This window comes from Enterobacter cloacae complex sp. ECL72, assembly GCF_019056635.1.
Lineage (GTDB): Bacteria > Pseudomonadota > Gammaproteobacteria > Enterobacterales > Enterobacteriaceae > Enterobacter > Enterobacter hormaechei_C.
On the sequence record NZ_CP077659.1, the window covers coordinates 2,544,744 to 2,564,697 of the forward strand.

Sequence of the window (19,954 nt, forward strand, 5' to 3'; positions counted from 1 at the left end):
CGTATAACGATGAAAGGCAGTAACAAATCCCGCTGGGCAATCGCCGTTGGTCTGATTGTGGTGGTCCTGGCCGCCTGGTACTGGCACAGCCAGTCCGCGAACTCCACGGCACCTGCTGGCGCTAATAGCCCCTCACAACGCTCAACGGGCGGCGGGCGCCACGGTATGCGCGGCGGTGCGCTGGCACCGGTGCAGGCGGCAACGGCGGTGAATAAAGCGGTGCCTCGTTATCTCTCCGGGCTGGGAACCATCACCGCCGCCAACACCGTGACGGTACGTAGCCGCGTGGACGGTCAGTTGATGGCCATCCATTTCCAGGAAGGTCAGCAGGTAAAAGCCGGCGATCTGCTGGCGGAAATCGATCCAAGCCAGTTTAAGGTGGCCCTGGCGCAGGCGCAGGGGCAGCTCGCGAAAGACAAAGCCACCCTCGCCAATGCCCGCCGCGATTTAGCCCGCTATCAGCAGCTGGTAAAAACCAACCTCGTGTCACGCCAGGAGCTGGACACCCAGCAGTCTCTGGTCAGTGAATCTCAGGGCACCATCAAGGCCGACGAAGCCGCGGTCGCCAGCGCCCAGCTCCAGCTCGACTGGAGCCGGATCACCGCGCCGATTGACGGCCGCGTGGGCCTGAAACAGGTCGATATCGGGAACCAAATCTCCAGCGGCGATACCACGGGCATCGTGGTGATCACCCAGACGCACCCTATCGATCTCGTCTTTACCCTGCCGGAAAGCGACATTGCGACGGTGATACAGGCGCAGAAGGCCGGAAAAGCGCTGGTGGTTGAAGCCTGGGATCGCACCAACAAGCAGAAGCTGAGCGAAGGTTCGCTGTTGAGCCTGGATAACCAGATCGACACCACCACCGGCACCATTAAGCTAAAAGCACGCTTCAACAATCAGGACGATGCCCTGTTCCCGAATCAGTTCGTCAACGCGCGAATGCTGGTCGCGACCGAAGAAAACGCGGTAGTGATCCCGACGGCGGCCCTGCAAATGGGCAGTGAAGGCAACTTTGTCTGGGTGCTGAACAGCGAAAACAAGGTCAGCAAACATCTGGTGAAAACCGGCATCCAGGACAGCCAGACGGTGGTGATCAGCGCCGGACTGTCCGCTGGCGACCGCGTCGTGACCGACGGTATTGACCGTCTGACCGAAGGGGCGCAGGTCGAGGTGGTGGAAGCGCAGGATACAGGAGCAAAAGCCTGATGCAGGTCTTGCCGCCGAGCTCTACAGGTGGGCCATCACGCCTGTTTATCTTACGTCCGGTTGCGACGACCCTGCTGATGGTGGCGATCCTGCTGGCCGGGATCATTGGCTACCGTTTTCTGCCCGTGTCGGCGCTGCCGGAAGTGGACTACCCGACCATTCAGGTTGTCACCCTCTATCCGGGCGCCAGTCCGGATGTGGTGACGTCCGCCATCACCGCCCCGCTGGAGCGTCAGTTTGGCCAGATGTCTGGCCTGAAGCAAATGTCCTCCCAGAGCTCCGGTGGCGCTTCGGTCGTCACGCTTCAGTTCCAGCTCACGCTGTCGCTGGACGTCGCTGAGCAGGAGGTGCAGGCCGCGATTAACGCCGCCACAAACCTGCTGCCGTCTGACCTGCCGAATCCACCTGTTTACAGCAAGGTCAACCCGGCGGATCCGCCGATCATGACCCTTGCCGTCACCTCCTCCGCCATGCCGATGACCCAGGTGGAAGACATGGTTGAAACCCGCGTGGCGCAGAAGATTTCGCAGGTGACCGGCGTGGGGCTGGTGACGCTGGCGGGCGGTCAACGCCCCGCCGTGCGCGTCAAACTGAATGCCCAGGCCATTGCCGCGCTGGGGTTAACCAGCGAAACCATTCGCACCGCCATCAGCAGCGCCAACGTCAACTCAGCGAAGGGTTCGCTGGACGGCCCGACCCGCGCGGTCACGCTCTCCGCCAACGACCAGATGCAGTCCGCCGATGAGTACCGTCAGCTGATCATTGCCTACCAGAACGGCGCGCCGATCCGTTTGGGCGACGTGGCAACCGTTGAACAAGGCGCGGAAAACAGCTGGCTCGGGGCGTGGGCCAATAAGCAGCAGGCGATTGTCATGAACGTTCAGCGCCAGCCGGGCGCGAACATTATTGATACCGCCGACAGCATTCGCACCATGCTGCCGCAGCTGGTGGAAAGCCTGCCAAAATCGGTCAGCGTGAAAGTGCTCTCTGACCGCACCACGAATATTCGCGCGTCAGTGACCGACACCCAGTTCGAGCTGATGCTGGCGATTGCGCTGGTGGTGATGATCATCTACCTGTTCCTGCGCAACGTCCCGGCAACCATCATTCCCGCCGTCGCCGTGCCGCTCTCGCTGGTCGGCACCTTCGCGGTGATGGTGTTCCTCGACTTCTCGATTAACAACCTGACGCTGATGGCGCTCACCATCGCCACCGGGTTTGTGGTGGACGACGCCATCGTGGTAATCGAGAACATCTCGCGCTATATCGAAAAAGGTGAAAAGCCGTTAGCCGCCGCGCTGAAGGGCGCGGGGGAGATTGGCTTTACCATTATCTCACTCACCTTCTCGCTGATTGCGGTGCTGATCCCGCTGCTGTTTATGGGCGATATCGTCGGGCGGCTGTTCCGCGAGTTTGCCGTGACGCTGGCGGTCGCCATTTTGATCTCTGCCGTGGTGTCGCTGACGCTGACGCCGATGATGTGCGCCCGCATGCTGAGCCACGAGTCCCTGCGCAAGCAAAACCGCTTCTCGCGCGCCTCCGAGCGGATGTTCGAGCGCATTATCGCCGCCTACGGCCGCGTGCTGGCGAAAGTGCTGAACCATCCGTGGGCAACGCTCGGCGTGGCGCTCGGCACCCTGGCGCTCAGCGTCATGCTGTGGATTTTCATTCCGAAAGGCTTCTTCCCGATTCAGGACAACGGCATTATTCAGGGCACGCTTCAGGCGCCGCAGACGGTCTCCTTCGCCAACATGGCGCAGCGCCAGCAGCAGGTGTCTGAGATCATCATGAAAGATCCGGCGGTGGAAAGCCTGACTGCCTACGTGGGCGTGGACGGCACCAACCCGTCGCTCAACAGCGCGCGCCTGCAAATTAACCTTAAACCGCTCGATGACCGCGACGATCGCGTTAACGCGGTGATTGAACGCCTGCAAAGCGCGGTGGCGCGCGTGCCGGGCATTGAGCTGTATCTGCAACCGATCCAGGATTTAACCATTGATACGCAGGTGAGCCGCACGCAGTACCAGTTTACGCTCCAGGCCACCTCGCTTGAGGCACTGAGCACCTGGGTGCCGCAGCTGGTGGACAAGCTGAAAGCACTGCCGCAGGTTTCTGACGTCAGCAGCGACTGGCAGGATAAAGGGCTGGCGGCGTACGTGAACGTCAACCGCGACACCGCCAGCCGTCTGGGCATTACCATGTCCGACGTGGATAACGCCCTGTATAACGCCTTTGGCCAGCGCCTGATCTCCACCATCTATACCCAGGCCAACCAGTATCGCGTGGTGCTGGAACATAACACCGAAAACACGCCCGGGCTGGCCGCGCTGGACACGGTGCGCCTGACCAGCAAAGACGGCGGGATTGTGCCGCTCAGCGCCATTGCCAGCGTGGAAGAGCGCCACACCCCACTGTCGATTAACCATCTCGATCAGTTCCCGTCCACCACCATTTCGTTCAACGTGCCGGACGGGTATTCCCTGGGCGAAGCGGTGGAGGCCATTCTGGGCGCGGAGAAAGAACTCAGCTTCCCGTCCGATATTCAGACCCAGTTCCAGGGCAGTACGCTGGCGTTCCAGGCCGCGCTGGGCAGCACCGTCTGGCTGATTGTCGCAGCGGTGGTGGCGATGTATATCGTGCTTGGCGTGCTGTATGAAAGCTTTATCCATCCGATCACCATCCTCTCCACCCTGCCGACGGCGGGCGTGGGGGCGCTGCTGGCGCTGATGCTGGCGGGGAGCGAGCTGGACGTCATTGCGATCATCGGCATCATCCTGCTTATCGGCATTGTGAAGAAAAACGCCATCATGATGATCGACTTTGCGCTGGCCGCCGAGCGCGAGCAGGGTATGGCGCCGCGCGAGGCCATTTACCAGGCCTGTCTGCTGCGTTTTCGTCCGATCCTGATGACCACCCTCGCCGCCCTGCTGGGCGCGCTGCCGCTGATGCTGAGCACCGGCGTGGGGGCCGAACTGCGCCGTCCGCTGGGCATCGGGATGGTGGGCGGCCTGCTGGTGAGCCAGGTGCTGACGCTGTTTACCACGCCGGTTATCTACCTGCTGTTTGACCGTCTGGCCCTGTGGACGAAAAGCCGCTTCCCGAAACGTGAAGAGGAGGCGTAAGTGAAGTTTTTCGCCCTCTTCATTTACCGTCCGGTGGCGACGATTTTACTCTCCGTCGCTATTACCCTGTGCGGCGTGCTGGGCTTCCGGCTGCTGCCGGTGGCCCCGCTGCCGCAGGTCGATTTCCCGGTGATCATGGTCAGCGCCTCGCTGCCGGGTGCCTCGCCGGAAACCATGGCGTCATCGGTGGCGACGCCGCTTGAGCGCTCGCTTGGGCGAATTGCCGGGGTTAACGAGATGACCTCCAGCAGTTCGCTGGGCAGCACGCGCATCATTCTGGAATTTAACTTCGACCGGGACATCAACGGCGCGGCGCGTGACGTGCAGGCCGCGATAAACGCCGCCCAAAGCCTGCTGCCAAGCGGCATGCCGAGCCGTCCAACCTACCGCAAGGCTAACCCGTCCGACGCGCCGATCATGATCCTGACGCTCACGTCAGAGACCTACTCCCAGGGCGAGCTGTACGATTTTGCCTCCACCCAGCTGGCGCAAACCATCGCCCAGATTGACGGCGTGGGCGACGTGGACGTCGGCGGCAGCTCTCTGCCCGCCGTGCGCGTGGGGCTGAATCCGCAGGCGCTGTTTAACCAGGGCGTATCGCTGGACGACGTGCGTTCCGCCATCAGCAACGCCAACGTGCGTAAGCCGCAGGGCGCGATTGAGGACAACAGCCACCGCTGGCAGATCCAGACCAACGACGAGCTGAAAACCGCCGCCGAGTATCAGCCGTTGATTATTCACTACAACAACGGTGCGGCGGTGCGCCTGAGCGACGTCGCCAGCGTCACCGATTCGGTGCAGGACGTGCGTAACGCCGGGATGACTAACGCCAAACCGGCGATTTTGCTGATGATCCGCAAACTGCCGGAAGCCAACATTATCCAGACGGTGAACAGCATCCGCGCGCGCCTGCCGGAGCTCCAGGAAACGATTCCGGCGGCCATCGACCTCCAGATTGCGCAGGACCGCTCCCCTACCATCCGCGCCTCGCTTGAGGAGGTAGAGCAAACGCTGATCATCTCCGTCGCGCTGGTGATCCTGGTGGTGTTCCTGTTCCTGCGCTCGGGGCGCGCCACGCTGATCCCGGCGGTGGCGGTTCCGGTATCGCTGATAGGCACCTTTGCCGCCATGTACCTGTGTGGGTTTAGTCTTAACAACCTGTCGCTGATGGCGCTGACGATTGCCACCGGGTTTGTAGTGGATGACGCCATCGTGGTGCTGGAGAATATCTCGCGCCATCTGGAAGCGGGCATGAAGCCGCTCCAGGCGGCGCTTCAGGGGACGCGCGAAGTGGGCTTCACGGTCCTGTCCATGAGCCTGTCGCTGGTGGCGGTGTTCCTGCCGCTGCTGCTGATGGGCGGCCTGCCGGGGCGACTGCTGCGCGAATTTGCCGTCACGCTTTCCGTCGCCATCGGTATCTCCCTGGTGATTTCGCTGACGCTGACGCCGATGATGTGCGGCTGGATGCTAAAGCGCAGCCAACCTCACTCGCAGCCGCGCAGGAAAGGCTTTGGCCGCGTCCTGATGGCGATGCAGTCAGGCTATGGCAAATCGCTGAAATGGGTGCTGAACCACACGCGTCTTGTCGGGCTGGTGCTGATCGGCACCATTGTGCTCAACGTCTGGATGTATATCACCATCCCGAAAACCTTCTTCCCGGAGCAGGATACCGGCGTGCTGATGGGCGGTATTCAGGCGGACCAGAGTATTTCGTTCCAGGCGATGCGGGGCAAACTGCAAGACTTTATGAAAATCATCCGGGAAGATCCGGCCGTGGATAACGTCACCGGCTTTACCGGCGGCTCACGCGTTAACAGCGGGATGATGTTTATTACCCTTAAGCCGCGCGGGGAACGTCACGAAACGGCGCAGCAGATCATTGACCGCCTGCGGCTGAAGCTTGCCAAAGAGCCGGGGGCAAATCTGTTTTTGATGGCCGTTCAGGATATCCGCGTCGGCGGACGACAGGCTAACGCCAGCTATCAGTACACCCTGCTCTCAGATGACTTAGCCGCCCTGCGCGAGTGGGAGCCGAAGATCCGTAAAGCGCTGGCCGCGCTGCCGCAGCTGGCGGACGTGAACTCCGACAGCCAGAATAACGGCGCCGAGATGGCGCTCACCTACGATCGCGAAACCATGTCCCGCCTGGGCATTAACGTTGAAGCGGCCAACAGCCTGCTTAACAACGCCTTCGGGCAGCGTGAAGTCTCCACCATCTATCAGCCGATGAACCAGTACAAGGTGGTGATGGAAGTTGATCCGCGCTACACCCAGGACATCAGCGCGCTGGACAAGATGTTTGTGATCAATAATGACGGCAAGGCGATCCCCCTGTCGTACTTCGCCAGCTGGCAGCCGTCGAACGCGCCGCTGTCGGTGAACCACCAGGGGCTTTCCGCCGCCTCGACCGTGTCGTTTAACCTGCCAACCGGCTCGTCGCTGTCTGAGGCCAGCGACGCCATCAACCGCGCCATGACCCAGCTCGGGGTGCCCTCCTCCGTGCGCGGCAGCTTTGCCGGTACGGCGCAGGTGTTCCAGGACACCATGAACTCGCAGGTCATTTTGATCCTGGCGGCTATTGCCACGGTTTATATCGTGCTGGGCGTGCTGTACGAAAGCTATGTGCACCCGTTGACCATTCTCTCCACGCTGCCTTCTGCGGGCGTGGGGGCGCTGCTGGCGCTGGAGCTGTTCGGTGCCCCGTTCAGCCTAATCGCGCTCATCGGGATCATGCTATTAATAGGTATTGTGAAGAAAAACGCGATTATGATGGTCGACTTTGCCCTGGACGCCCAGCGTAACGGCAACCTGACGCCGGACGAGGCGATATTCCAGGCCTGTCTGCTGCGTTTTCGCCCGATCATGATGACCACGCTGGCCGCGCTGTTCGGTGCGCTACCGCTGGTCATATCCGGTGGTGACGGCTCTGAACTGCGCCAGCCGCTGGGGATCACGATTGTCGGCGGCCTGGTGATGAGCCAGCTGCTGACGCTCTACACCACGCCGGTAGTCTATCTGTTCTTTGACCGACTGCGGCTGCGTTTTTCGCGTAAAAAGAGAACCACGGTGACCGAGTAAATGACCGACCTACCCAGTAATGTTCGCTGGCAATTGTGGATCGTCGCGTTCGGCTTCTTTATGCAGTCGCTGGACACGACCATCGTGAACACCGCCCTCCCCTCGATGGCGAAAAGCCTGGGGGAGAGCCCGCTGCACATGCATATGGTGATTGTCGCCTACGTGCTGACGGTCGCCGTGATGCTGCCCGCCAGCGGCTGGCTGGCGGATAAAGTCGGTGTGCGAAACATCTTCTTCACCGCCATTGTGCTGTTTACCACCGGGTCGCTGTTTTGCGCCCAGGCCAATACCCTCGACCAGCTGGTGATGGCGCGCGTGCTACAGGGCGTCGGCGGCGCGATGATGGTGCCCGTCGGGCGGTTAACGGTGATGAAAATTGTTCCGCGCGCGCAGTATATGGCGGCGATGACCTTCGTCACCCTGCCCGGTCAGGTCGGCCCGCTGCTTGGCCCGGCGCTGGGCGGTATTCTGGTGGAGTATGCCTCCTGGCACTGGATCTTCCTGATCAACCTGCCGGTCGGTATTATCGGCGCGATTGCCACCCTGACGCTGATGCCGAACTATAAAATGCAGACCCGGCGCTTTGATTTCGTTGGCTTTATCCTGCTGGCGGCTGGCATGGCGACGCTCACCCTGGCCCTCGACGGGCAAAAAGGGCTGGGGATCTCCTCCCTGTCGCTCGCCCTGCTGGTGGCGCTGGGGATCACCGCGATTCTCTGGTATCTGTGGCATGCCAGAGGCAACGCTAACGCGCTGTTCAGCCTGAATCTGTTCAGAAATCCCACCTACCGTCTTGGTCTCTTCGGCAGCTTTGCCGGACGCATCGGCAGCGGCATGTTGCCGTTTATGACGCCGGTGTTTTTACAGATTGGGATGGGCTTCTCGCCGTTCCACGCCGGGCTGATGATGATCCCGATGGTGCTCGGCAGCATGGGGATGAAGCGTATTGTGGTGCAGGTGGTGAACCGCTTTGGCTATCGCCGGGTGCTGGTGACCGCCACGATCGGGCTGGCGTTGGTTTGCCTGCTGTTTATGGCCGTGGCGCTGCTGGGCTGGTACTACATCCTGCCGCTGGTGCTGTTCTGCCAGGGGATCATCAACTCCATGCGCTTCTCGTCGATGAACACCCTGACGCTGAAAGATCTGCCGGACGAGCTGGCGAGCAGCGGTAACAGCCTGCTGTCGATGATCATGCAGCTCTCCATGAGCGTGGGGGTCACGGTCGCCGGATTGCTGCTCGGCATGTACGGGCAGCACCATCTCAGCGCCGACACCCCCGTCGCGCATCAGGTATTTTTATACACTTACCTCAGCATGGCGGTAATTATCGCCCTGCCCGCTTTTATCTTTGTCAGAGTACCGAATGACACGACCAAAAACGTCGTGATCCGACGCGGCAAAAGGAGTGCACCATGAAATTCTGGCGTCCGGGGATCACCGGTAAGCTTTTTGTGGCGATTTTCGCCACCTGTATCGTTCTGCTGATTACCATGCACTGGGCGGTGCGGGTCAGCTTTGAGCGCGGCTTTATTGACTACATTAAGCACGGTAACGAACAGCGACTACAGGGCTTAAGCGACGCGCTGGGCGAACAGTATAGCCTGCACGGTAACTGGCGTTTTCTGCGCAATAACGATCGCTTTGTGTTTCAAATCCTGCGCTCGCTGGAGCACGATAATGACGACGACCGCCCGGGGCTGGGCATGCCGCCGCACGGCTGGCGCACCCAGTTCTGGGTGATAGATCAGGAGATGCGCGTGCTCGTTGGCCCACGCTCTCCGGTACCGCCGGACGGTACAAAGCGCGCCATCACCTCGAACGGCGCGACGGTGGGCTGGGTTATCGCCTCGCCGGTCGAGCGGCTGACGCGCAACACCGACATCAACTTTGACCGCCAGCAGCGTCAGACCAGCTGGCTGATTGTCGCGCTTTCTACCCTGCTTGCGGCGCTCGCCACCTTCCCGCTGGCGCGCGGCCTGCTGGCGCCGGTTAAGCGCCTGGTGGAAGGCACGCACAAGCTGGCGGCGGGTGATTTCTCGACCCGCGTGGACACCCGCAGCCAGGATGAACTGGGCAAGCTGGCGCAGGACTTCAACCAGCTCGCCAGCACGCTGGAAAAAAACCAGCAGATGCGCCGCGACTTTATGGCCGACATTTCGCACGAGCTGCGCACCCCGCTGGCGGTGCTGCGCGGCGAGCTGGAGGCGATTCAGGATGGCGTGCGGCAGTTCACCCCCGAGTCCGTGGCCTCGCTTCAGGCGGAAGTCGGCACGCTGACCAAGCTGGTGGACGATCTGCATCAGCTTTCCATGTCCGACGAAGGCGCCCTGGCCTACCAGAAAGCCCCAGTCGACGTGATCAATATCCTTGAAGTCGTGACCGGCGCATTCCGCGAACGCTTCGCCAGCCGTGACCTGAAAATCAACCTTTCGCTGCCGGACAGCGCGGTGGTATTTGGCGACAGAGATCGCCTGATGCAGCTGTTCAATAATCTGCTGGAGAACAGCCTCCGCTACACCGACGGCGGCGGCGCGCTGCATATCTCCGGCAGGCAGGAAAACGGGCGCTTTGCCCTGACCTTTGCGGACTCCGCCCCTGGCGTGAAAGATGCGCAGCTGGAAAAACTGTTCGAGCGCTTCTATCGCACCGAAGGTTCACGCAACCGCGCCAGCGGCGGTTCCGGCCTTGGGCTGGCGATTTGCGTTAACATTGTGGAGGCCCACGGCGGCACCATCCGCGCCGCCCATTCGCCTTTTGGCGGGGTTAGCATTACAGTAGAGTTACCTCTGGAACGGGATTTATCGAGGGAAGCATGACCGAGTTACCGATTGACGACAACACACCGCGTATTTTGATCGTGGAAGACGAGCCTAAACTTGGGCAACTGCTGATCGACTATCTGCGTGCCGCAAGTTACGCGCCAACGCTTATCAGCCACGGCGACCAGGTGCTGCCCTACGTGCGCCAGACGCCGCCGGATCTGATCCTGCTGGATCTGATGCTGCCGGGTACCGACGGCCTGACCCTGTGCCGGGAAATTCGTCGTTTCTCCGATGTGCCCATCGTGATGGTGACGGCCAAAATCGAAGAGATCGACCGTCTGCTGGGGCTCGAAATCGGCGCCGACGATTACATCTGCAAGCCTTACAGTCCGCGGGAGGTGGTCGCTCGGGTGAAAACCATCCTCCGCCGCTGTAAGCCACAGCGTGAATTGCAGGTGCTGGATGCGCAAAGCCCGCTGATCGTCGACGAAAGCCGCTTCCAGGCGAGCTGGCGCAGCAAACTATTGGATCTTACCCCAGCGGAGTTCCGCCTGCTGAAAACGCTCTCCCACGAGCCGGGAAAAGTGTTTTCCCGCGAGCAGTTGCTCAACCATCTGTATGACGATTACCGCGTGGTGACCGACCGCACCATCGACAGCCACATCAAAAACCTGCGCCGCAAGCTGGAGGCGCTCGACGCCGACCAGTCGTTTATTCGCGCGGTGTACGGCGTGGGTTATCGCTGGGAAGCGGATGCGTGTAGGATTGCTTAATATTTGCTTTAACGATGATTACCTGCCCAGGTAATCATCGTTCTTCATAACATTCACTTTCTAACAACACCCCTACCTGATTTGACAATTGCAAATTGTAATGTTTGATGTTAAAAACGAAATAAATCACAATATTACGGCTTCAAGAAATGCAAAATGTTATTGGTAATTTATTCATTATCATCACCACAGCTATAAGCGTTGCCAGCCTTTTCTTGGGGTTATTTGCTTATAATAAAAAAATGAAAACAAAAGCAATACAAAAAATAGAACTCCTCATACCTAAAAAAAACAGAATAACCAAGTTTTCCGAGCAATGGGTAAGCGCTTTTTTCCCGGCATTCGGTAATCATGCATTCTCAAAAAGGCAATTAATTACCATACCGTTTTTATTGATTTTATATTCCAGTATCTTATTTGTAGTTTGGTATCTCTGGGTGCTGACTTTTAGAAATCCTGAGCACATCATTCCTCAACATCTGCCATTGACCATTAAAGTTGCATTACATGACTTTATTCATTTTGGCTTTTGGTACTCTTTACTGCTTGATGTGATGTCAATTTATCTTATCAGAGCTTACATTAACGCAGGTCTATCGAAAGGGTTTTCGTCTGTAAAATCGATCGTTTATTTTTCTTCAATTGTTCTGGGCGTTATGCTCTCATTTACACTTATCGTCACCCATCTTAAAAATGCTTCGATTGAGGACCTCTATATCCAGCAAGGCCTGTATTTTGAAGACAGACCTGTAATGACATGGAACCCGCTGGAAGTGATACGGTCTTCACTGGATTTCATCGATAACGAAACCATGATTATCTTTACCTCAAAAGGGGCAATATCTAACTACTTCATTCCGCAGGCTATCATGTTTTACCTTTCCATGTTTACGCAATTGACGCTGCTTATTGTTTTCATCAGCTATATGATCACAAAAATACTGCATAACATTCGAACAGTTGCCATCTGGACAGTCAAGTATTCTGGAACGGCTACGATGAATGCCATTGGTTTCATTCTTATCGCCGGTATTATTCTACTTGCTTTAATATATTTGTGTTTGTATGTCATATCGCTAATGGTTTAAAGATACGAAGTATTATGTCATCTGAAAGGGGTGAGGCGCTTTACCTCCCCGCCCCGCAGCGCTACAATGCCCGCCCTTAAAGTGGGGGATCTCCCCTTACCGCTGCACCAGGTGCACGCGGATCTGACCTGTCATCAGAACGAGAACAAACATGTTTAAACCGGAACTCCTTTCCCCGGCGGGAACGCTGCAAAATATGCGTTACGCTTTCGCCTATGGTGCCGACGCCGTTTACGCGGGCCAGCCGCGCTACTCGCTGCGCGTGCGTAACAACGAATTCAACCACGAGAATCTTCAGCTCGGCATCAATGAAGCGCATGCCCTGGGCAAAAAATTCTACGTGGTGGTGAACATCGCGCCGCACAACGCCAAGCTGAAAACGTTCATTCGCGACCTGAAGCCGGTCGTGGAGATGGGGCCGGACGCGCTGATCATGTCGGACCCGGGTTTAATCATGCTGGTTCGGGAGAACTTCCCGGAGATGGACATTCACCTCTCGGTGCAGGCTAACGCCGTCAACTGGGCAACGGTGAAATTCTGGAAACAGATGGGGCTGACCCGCGTCATTCTGTCCCGCGAGCTGTCCCTCGAAGAGATCGAAGAGATCCGCACCCAGGTGCCGGATATGGAGATCGAAATCTTCGTTCACGGCGCGCTGTGCATGGCCTACTCCGGCCGCTGCCTGCTCTCTGGCTACATCAACAAGCGTGACCCGAACCAGGGCACCTGCACCAACGCCTGCCGCTGGGAATATAACGTTCAGGAAGGCAAAGAAGATGACATCGGCAATATCGTGCACAAACACGAGCCGATCCCGGTCACCAACGTTGAGCCAACGCTGGGTATCGGCGCGCCTACCGACAGCGTGTTTATGATCGAAGAAGCCAAACGTCCGGGCGAATACATGACCGCCTTCGAAGACGAGCATGGCACCTACATCATGAACTCCAAAGATCTGCGCGCCATCGCACACGTCGAGCGTTTAACCCAGATGGGCGTACACTCCCTGAAAATCGAAGGCCGCACCAAGTCTTACTACTACTGCGCCCGTACCGCACAGGTGTATCGCAAAGCCATCGACGATGCCGCCGCCGGTAAACCGTTCGACACTAGCCTGCTGGAAACGCTGGAAGGTCTGGCGCATCGCGGCTATACCGAAGGTTTCCTGCGTCGTCACACCCACGACGACTACCAGAACTACGAGCATGGCTACTCGATTTCCGAACGCCAGCAGTTTGTAGGCGACTTCACCGGCGAACGTAAAGGTCCGCTGGCCGCCGTCGCCGTAAAAAACAAATTCACTAAAGGCGACAGCCTGGAGCTGATGACGCCTCAGGGCAACATGAACTTCAGCCTGGAGCACCTGGAAAACAAAAAAGGTGAGGCGATAGAGGTCGCTCCTGGCGACGGCCATGTGGTCTGGCTGCCGGTTCCTGAAGAGGTAGAGCTGGAGTTTGCACTGCTGATGCGTAATTTTGAAGGTGAAAATACCCGAAATCCACACGGCAAATAGTCAATCAACGGGATTTTTTCACGCTGGGATAATTCTTAGAATCGGATCACATACCGCTTCGTTCAATACGGGTATTATCCCCCCGCTGAAAAACATAACCCATAAATGCTAGCTGTACCAGGAACCACCTCCTTAGCCTGCGTAATCTCCCTTACGCGGGCTTATTTTTTACCTTTCATCCTGTTCTTACCCGCTTTTTCCTTCTCTGGGATACACTCTTTCTATAGTTAAAAAAGGGAGCAACCCGGATGGCATCCTATCCAGACAGTTTATTAATTCTCAATGGCAAAAGTGCAGGCAACGATCTGTTGCGCCAGGCGATCACCGAATTGCGTGAAGATGGCGCGCGCATTCACGTGCGGGTGACCTTTGAAAAAGGCGATGCGGCACGCTATATCGACGAAGGCATCAGGTTAGGTGCTGAGACCATCATTTCAGGCGGCGGCGACGGAACAATCAACGAGATCGCTGGTGCGCTTATTGACCTCAACACAGCACATCGCCCGGTGATGGGCATTTTACCGCTCGGTACCGCCAATGATTTTGCCACCAGCGCCGGCATACCTGAGGATTTAGGCAAAGCACTGCAACTGGCTATCCTCGGGAAAGCGACCGCCGTCGACATTGCACAGGTGAATGAAAGAACCTGTTTTATCAACATGGCAACGGGCGGTTTCGGCACGCGGATCACCAGCGAAACGCCGGAGAAGCTGAAAGCCGCGCTGGGCGGCGTCTCGTACCTCATTCACGGCCTGATGCGCATGGACACCCTCAAGCCCGACAGCTGTGAAATCCACGGTGAGAACTTCCACTGGCAGGGCGACGCGCTGGTGATTGGTATCGGCAACGGACGTCAGGCAGGCGGCGGACAGCAGCTTTGCCCGGAAGCCCTGATTAATGATGGTCAGCTACAGCTGCGCATTTTTACTGGCGACGGGCTGCTGCCCGCGCTGTTTACGACGCTGACGCAGCCAGAGGAGAGCCCCAATATTATCGCCGGGAAATCCGCGTGGTTTGAAGTGATCGCCCCACACGGCATGACCTTTAACCTTGATGGCGAACCGCTGAGCGGAGAGAAATTCCGCATCGAAGTGGTTCCGGGCGCGTTGCAGTGCCGATTACCGCCGGATTGTCAGCTCTTGCGCTGATGGTTTGCCGGGTGGCGGCTACGCCTTACCCGGCCTACAGGACCGATCGCGTAGCCGCCACCCGGCTACCTAATACACCGCCACCTCCCGCGCCATCTCGCGGGAATACTGCTGTGAGGCATTGACCAGCATCCGCGTATAGTCGGTTTTGGCCTGCCCGGCGACCAGTTCGTCCACCGTCAGGCTTTCAAGGATTTTGCCATACTGCATTACCGTCACCTTCTGACACAGATGGGCAATCACGCCCAGATCGTGGGTCACCATCAGGTAGGTCAGGTTCGACTCACGCTGAAGTTCCGCCAGCAGGTTGAGGATTTCCGCCTGCACCGAGACGTCCAGCGCCGAGGTAGGTTCATCCAGCAGCAGCACCTGCGGCTCCAGAATCAGCGCCCTGGCAATCGCCACGCGCTGGCGCTGCCCGCCGGAAAGCTGGTGCGGATAGCGATCGCGAAACGCCCGGCTAAGCCCAACTTTATCCAGCAGGGCGTGAACGCGCCGCTCCCGATCTTTTATGCGGTGAATGTGCAGCGGCTCTTCCAGAATATCGCCGATGGTGTGACGCGGATGCAAAGAGCCGTACGGATCCTGAAATACCATCTGCACCCGGCGGCAGCGTTCCTGGCTGATACGTTTTTCCAGCCGCTTGCCGTTAATCGCCAGCTCGCCCTCCCAGTGGGTAAACAGCCCGGCAAGGCATTTCAGCACCGTGGTTTTGCCCGAACCGGACTCCCCCACCAGGCCGTAAATCTCGCCGTCCCTCACGCTGATATTCACATCGTCCAGCACCTGATTACGCTTCTCGCCCTCGCCAAACGTCAGGTTAAGGTGTTGTATCTCGATCATCTCTGCTCCTTACTCGTTGAGCCAGCTGGCCTGACGCTGTAATACCGGCAGCGTCGGTCGGCGATGGTTGATTTCCGGTAGCGCGCTGATGAGCCCCTGGGTGTAGGGATGCCTGGCGTTGTGCAGATCCTTCGCGGCAATCGATTCCACTACCCGTCCGGCGTACATCACCAGCACCCGGTCGCAGAAGCTGCGCACCAGGTTGATGTCGTGGCTGATAAAGATCAGCCCCAGACCGCGGGACTGCACCAGGTCATCCAGTAACCCCAGCACCTGCAAGCGCACCGACACGTCCAGCGCCGAGGTCGGCTCGTCGGCAATGACCAGCTCGGGATCGGCGATCAGCATCATGGCGATCATGATGCGTTGCCCCTGCCCGCCGGAAATCTCGTGCGGACAGAGGTGATACACCCGCTCCGGGTGGCGAATGCGCACCACGTCGAGCATCTCCAGCACTCTGGCTTTGGCTTCCGCCTTGCGCCCCGGATGATGGGTCAGCCAGGCTTCGGCAATTTGGTCGCCCACGCACACCACCGGGTTAAGGGAGTATTTCGGGTCCTGCATGATCATCGAGATGCGCTTGCCGCGAATGCCGCGCATCTGCGCCTCGCTGACGGCCTGTAAATCGACATCGCCAAACTGCATCCGCGCGGCGCGGATCTGCGCTTTGGCCGGATGCAGGCGTAGCAGCGCCCGCCCGACGGTGGATTTACCGGAACCGGATTCACCGACAATCGCCAGCTTTTCACGTCCGAGCTGGAAAGAGACGCCGCGCACCGCGTGGGTGACCGCGCCGCCGTTGATAAAATCGACGTGGAGATCGCGCACGTCGAGCATCGGGTTATTCGCTACGAGGATCGAGGATGTCACGCAGGCCATCTCCTAAGAAGTTGAACGCCAGACTGTTGATCAGGATCGCCAGCCCCGGAATAGTCACCACCCACCAGCACTCCATCATGTAGGTACGACCGCTGGAGATCATCGCTCCCCACTCCGGCTCCGGCGGCTGTGCGCCAAGGCCAAGAAAGCCCAGCCCGGCGGCGGTGAGAATGATCCCCGCCATGTTCATGGTGATGCGGATAATCACTGACGGCAGGCACAGCGGGACGATGTGACGCCACAGTACGCGCACCGGGGAAGCACCCTGAAGCCGCACGGCGGAGATAAAATCGGCCTGGCGCAGAGAGAGAGTTTCGGCGCGCGCCAGACGGGCAATCGGCGGCCAGGCGGTGAGCGTAATCGCAATCACCACGTGCTCCAGCCCCGGCCCGAGCGCCGCGACAAACGCCAGCGCCAGCACCAGGCTCGGGAAGGAGATAAAGATATCGGTGACGCGCATCAGCACCGCGTCCACCCTGCCGCCGAAGTAGCCTGCGGTGACGCCCAGCAGCAGCCCCAGCGGGCCAACGGTCACGGAGACCAGCAGCACGATGTAGAGCGTGATGCGCGCGCCGTACACCAGCCGGCTGAAGATGTCCCGGCCAAACTCGTCGGTGCCGAACCAGTGCAGTGCGTTCGGGGCGACCAGCGCGTTATTGAGGTCCTGCACCAGCGGGTTGTACGGCGCGATCAGCGGGGCAAACGCCGCCACAATCAGCAGCAGCAGGATAATCCCGCCGCCGATGGCGGTGAGCGGATTGCGCGCCATCTTGCCGACGAAGCCCGCGGCGCGGCCCAGCGTGCGTCTGATACGCTGGCGGCGTTCGGATGGCCCGGTCCCCAGCGGCGAATCCAGAGAAACGGTCATGATTTCGTCCTCGGGTCAAAGAGTTGATACAGCATGTCGGAGAGCAGGTTCAGCATCACGAAGATGACCCCCACCAGCAGCACGCAGCCCATGACCGCGTTCATATCCCCGAGCAGCAGGCTGCCGGTGAGATACGAACCGAAGCCCGGCCAGGAGAAGACGGTTTCAATCAGCACCGCCCCCTCCAGCAGCGAGCCGTAGGCCAGCGCCACTACCGTCAGGAGCTGCACGAGAATGTTGCGAAACGCGTGATTCCAGATCACCTGACGTTCAGTTAAGCCCTTCACCCGGGCAGTGATAATGAACTCCTGCGACAGCTGCGCCAGCATGAAGCTGCGGGTCATACGGCTGATATAGGCCAGCGAGTGGAAGCCAAGCAGCGACGCGGGCAAAACCAGATGGTTAATGGCGTTCCAGAACACCGCGCCGTTCCCGGCCAGCAGCGCATCCACCGTCATCAGTCCGGTGCGGCGTGGGACTACCCCCTCCAGTCCGAGATCCAGACGTCCCGCGCCTCCCACCCAGCCAAGCCAGGCGTAGAACAGCAGCAGCCCCATCATCCCGACCCAGAAAATCGGCGTGGAATAACCCGCCAGACTGATGATGCGCACCACGTAGTCGGAAACGCTGTTGCGCCGCGCCGCCGCCAGTACGCCCAGCGGAATGCCCAGACCCGCACCGACGATAATCGCCATCGTCGCCAGCTCGAGCGTCGCCGGGAAGACGCGCAGAATATCGGCAGTCACCGGTTTACCCGTCAGCAGGGCATTTCCCAGATCGCCGTGCAGCAGGTTATTGAGGTAAATACCGAACTGAGCCAGCAGCGACCGGTCGAATCCCAGCTGGTGATAGACCTGCTGATAGGTGCTGTGGTCGGCATCCGGTCCGACAATCGCCAGCACCGGATCAACGGGCATTACGCGGCCGATGAAAAAGGTCAGCAGCAGAAGGCCGAACAGCGTCACCACCACCTGCGTTAACCGCTTTGAGAAGCGCCGGGTCCGTGAGCCGGGCGCGAGAATTGCCACACTCATTTGTCACCTCCGGTTTTGTAGACCTCACGCAGGAAGGTGGTGGCCGACGGGTGCGACTGGAAGTTCTTCACCTCGTTACGCACCACCACCGAATCGACCATCTGTGACAGGGGGATCATCGCCGGGATCAGTTCGTCGTAGCGGACCTGGATCTGCTGGTAGTCGGCGATCTGTTTTTCCGGATCGCGCTCCAGCAGGGCCTTGTCGATCATTTCGTTGAGCGGCTTGTCGTAGAAGCTGGTACGCCAGCCCTGGAAGTTGGTCAGACGGGCTCCATCGCTGTTGTCCGGGTTATAGACCAACGCCCGCAGGCTGGAGTGCGGATGGGGTTCGACGCCGCTACCGCCGCGCCCCACCAGCATGTCGAACTTGCGCTCGCGCATTGCGCCGTAAATCTGGTTCCCGGTGCCGGTGATGATTTTGGCGTTGATGCCCGCCTGCATCAGCGTCGACTGCACGGCGATGGCGATATTGAGGAACGGCTGATCCGCCAGCACCCGCAGGGTGGTGTCAAACCCGTCCGGGTAGCCCGCCTCCGCCAGCAGCTTTCTGGCGCGCGGGATATCGAGCCTATAGCCCGGGTCCGGCAGCGTGGACGGCATACCCGCCTTGATCGGGCGCTGGTGCAGCACGCCGTAGCCCGGCATCAGCGCGCTGTTGATGCCCTGATAGTCAATCAGATAGCGCACCGCTTCGCGCACCTTCGGGTTAGCGAAATGGACCTCTTTCATGCTCATCGCCACGTAGTAGACCGTGCCTTTCTGCACGGCTTCGACGGTGAGCTGCGGGTCTTTGCGCAGGGCGTTAATGTCCGCCACCGCCATGTTGCTGGCAACGTCGAGATCGCCTTTCTCAATCATCAGGCGCAGGGTTTGTGACTCCTGGAAATGACGCAGCACCACCCGGCTCATTTTGGGTTCTTCCCGCCAGTATTGCGGGTTGCGCTGCATGCGCAGCATGTCCTTCGCCTGCCAGGTTTCCAGCATAAACGGGCCGGAACCCGCTTCGTTGGTGGTAAGCCAGCGGTTGCCCCAGTCGCTATTCACCGCGTGCTGTTGCACCGTTTTGCTGTCGAGCACGCCGAGGTTGCCGAGCGCGCCGAGGGAGTAGATCACCAGCTGCGGATCGTTAGGCTTAGGCAGAACAATTTGCACCGTGTAGGCATCGGGGGCGCTGATTTGGCTGTCGATGTTTTGCTTAGAAAATCCATACGACTTCCACACCGACGCCTGGGCAAGGTTGAGGTGCAGCAGACGGCGCATCGACCAGACCACATCCTCCGCCGTCAGCGGGTTGCCAGAGTGGAATTTAACGTCGTCACGCAGGTGAAAGGTCAGGGTTTTACGGTCCGGCGAAATATTCCAGGACGTCGCCAGCGCGGGCCTGACGTTGGTGAGCGCGTTCGGGTCCAGCTCCACCAGCGAGTCGTAGAGATTGACCACAATGCCGACCACTTCGTTACCGGTCATTGCCGCCGGATCGAGAGTCAGCAGGTTATTCATGTTCATGCCGATGATGAGCTGGTCGGGCGGCGTTTTCGCGTACGCCGCACCGCTCCCCATCATCAGCGAGAGCGCGAGCAAGCACGCCCCGGCTAAGGGAGATCGTTTCATGTATATATCGCCTGTAGGGTACGT

General features: G+C 59.2%; 14 protein-coding genes. 9 read left to right on the top strand and 5 right to left on the bottom strand.

Features of this window, described 5'->3' with window-relative positions; translation table 11 throughout:
* Positions 1-9 precede the first annotated feature (9 nt).
* From KTH07_RS12360 to yegS, 9 genes are all read left to right on the top strand, one after another.
* On the top strand, positions 10-1,209 hold the full coding sequence (locus KTH07_RS12360) for an MdtA/MuxA family multidrug efflux RND transporter periplasmic adaptor subunit (protein ID WP_032619336.1): 1,200 nt from the start codon (positions 10-12) through the stop codon (positions 1,207-1,209).
* Positions 1,209-4,331 (top strand): MdtB/MuxB family multidrug efflux RND transporter permease subunit, encoded by a 3,123-nt coding sequence (locus tag KTH07_RS12365; protein WP_032619335.1) that lies wholly within the window; start codon positions 1,209-1,211, stop codon positions 4,329-4,331. The genes KTH07_RS12360 and KTH07_RS12365 overlap by 1 nt, the downstream gene beginning before the upstream one ends.
* On the top strand, positions 4,332-7,409 hold the full coding sequence (mdtC, locus tag KTH07_RS12370) for a multidrug efflux RND transporter permease subunit MdtC (protein ID WP_017693079.1): 3,078 nt from the start codon (positions 4,332-4,334) through the stop codon (positions 7,407-7,409). It abuts the gene before it with no gap.
* Positions 7,410-8,825, top strand: coding sequence for an MFS transporter (locus KTH07_RS12375; protein WP_015572366.1), 1,416 nt, complete (start codon positions 7,410-7,412; stop codon positions 8,823-8,825). It abuts the gene before it with no gap.
* Positions 8,822-10,225 (top strand): two-component system sensor histidine kinase BaeS, encoded by a 1,404-nt coding sequence (gene baeS, locus KTH07_RS12380; protein ID WP_217310759.1) that lies wholly within the window; start codon positions 8,822-8,824, stop codon positions 10,223-10,225. The genes KTH07_RS12375 and baeS overlap by 4 nt, the downstream gene beginning before the upstream one ends.
* Positions 10,222-10,944, top strand: coding sequence for a two-component system response regulator BaeR (gene baeR / locus KTH07_RS12385; protein ID WP_015572364.1), 723 nt, complete (start codon positions 10,222-10,224; stop codon positions 10,942-10,944). Before baeS ends, baeR begins: the two co-directional genes overlap by 4 nt.
* A 149-nt stretch (positions 10,945-11,093) precedes the next feature.
* Positions 11,094-12,032: a hypothetical protein gene (locus KTH07_RS12390; protein ID WP_217310760.1), complete on the top strand. Its 939-nt coding sequence runs from the start codon at positions 11,094-11,096 to the stop codon at positions 12,030-12,032.
* A 151-nt stretch (positions 12,033-12,183) separates the two neighbouring features.
* On the top strand, positions 12,184-13,545 hold the full coding sequence (gene yegQ, locus KTH07_RS12395) for a tRNA 5-hydroxyuridine modification protein YegQ (protein WP_063161946.1): 1,362 nt from the start codon (positions 12,184-12,186) through the stop codon (positions 13,543-13,545).
* Between the two features lie 248 nt (positions 13,546-13,793).
* Complete coding sequence (gene yegS, locus KTH07_RS12400; RefSeq protein ID WP_015572360.1) at positions 13,794-14,693, top strand: lipid kinase YegS; 900 nt, start codon at positions 13,794-13,796, stop codon at positions 14,691-14,693.
* Between the two features lie 69 nt (positions 14,694-14,762).
* On the opposite strand, the gene KTH07_RS12405 is transcribed toward yegS, so the two are convergent.
* The 5 genes from KTH07_RS12405 to KTH07_RS12425 are packed head-to-tail and all read right to left on the bottom strand — an operon-like array spanning position 14,763 to position 19,930.
* Positions 14,763-15,536, bottom strand: coding sequence for an ABC transporter ATP-binding protein (locus KTH07_RS12405; protein WP_023304087.1), 774 nt, complete (start codon positions 15,534-15,536; stop codon positions 14,763-14,765).
* A 9-nt stretch (positions 15,537-15,545) separates the two neighbouring features.
* Positions 15,546-16,406, bottom strand: coding sequence for an ABC transporter ATP-binding protein (locus KTH07_RS12410; protein WP_023304088.1), 861 nt, complete (start codon positions 16,404-16,406; stop codon positions 15,546-15,548).
* Positions 16,378-17,283 carry an ABC transporter permease gene (locus KTH07_RS12415; RefSeq protein WP_015572358.1) on the bottom strand — a complete coding sequence of 302 codons (906 nt, stop codon included), beginning with the start codon at positions 17,281-17,283 and terminating at the stop codon, positions 16,378-16,380. Before KTH07_RS12415 ends, KTH07_RS12410 begins: the two co-directional genes overlap by 29 nt.
* Complete coding sequence (locus KTH07_RS12420; protein WP_017693076.1) at positions 17,280-18,317, bottom strand: ABC transporter permease; 1,038 nt, start codon at positions 18,315-18,317, stop codon at positions 17,280-17,282. The genes KTH07_RS12415 and KTH07_RS12420 overlap by 4 nt, the downstream gene beginning before the upstream one ends.
* Positions 18,314-19,930, bottom strand: a complete 1,617-nt coding sequence (locus KTH07_RS12425) for an ABC transporter substrate-binding protein (RefSeq protein WP_023304089.1) — start codon at positions 19,928-19,930, stop codon at positions 18,314-18,316. Before KTH07_RS12425 ends, KTH07_RS12420 begins: the two co-directional genes overlap by 4 nt.
* Positions 19,931-19,954: the final 24 nt, after the last annotated feature.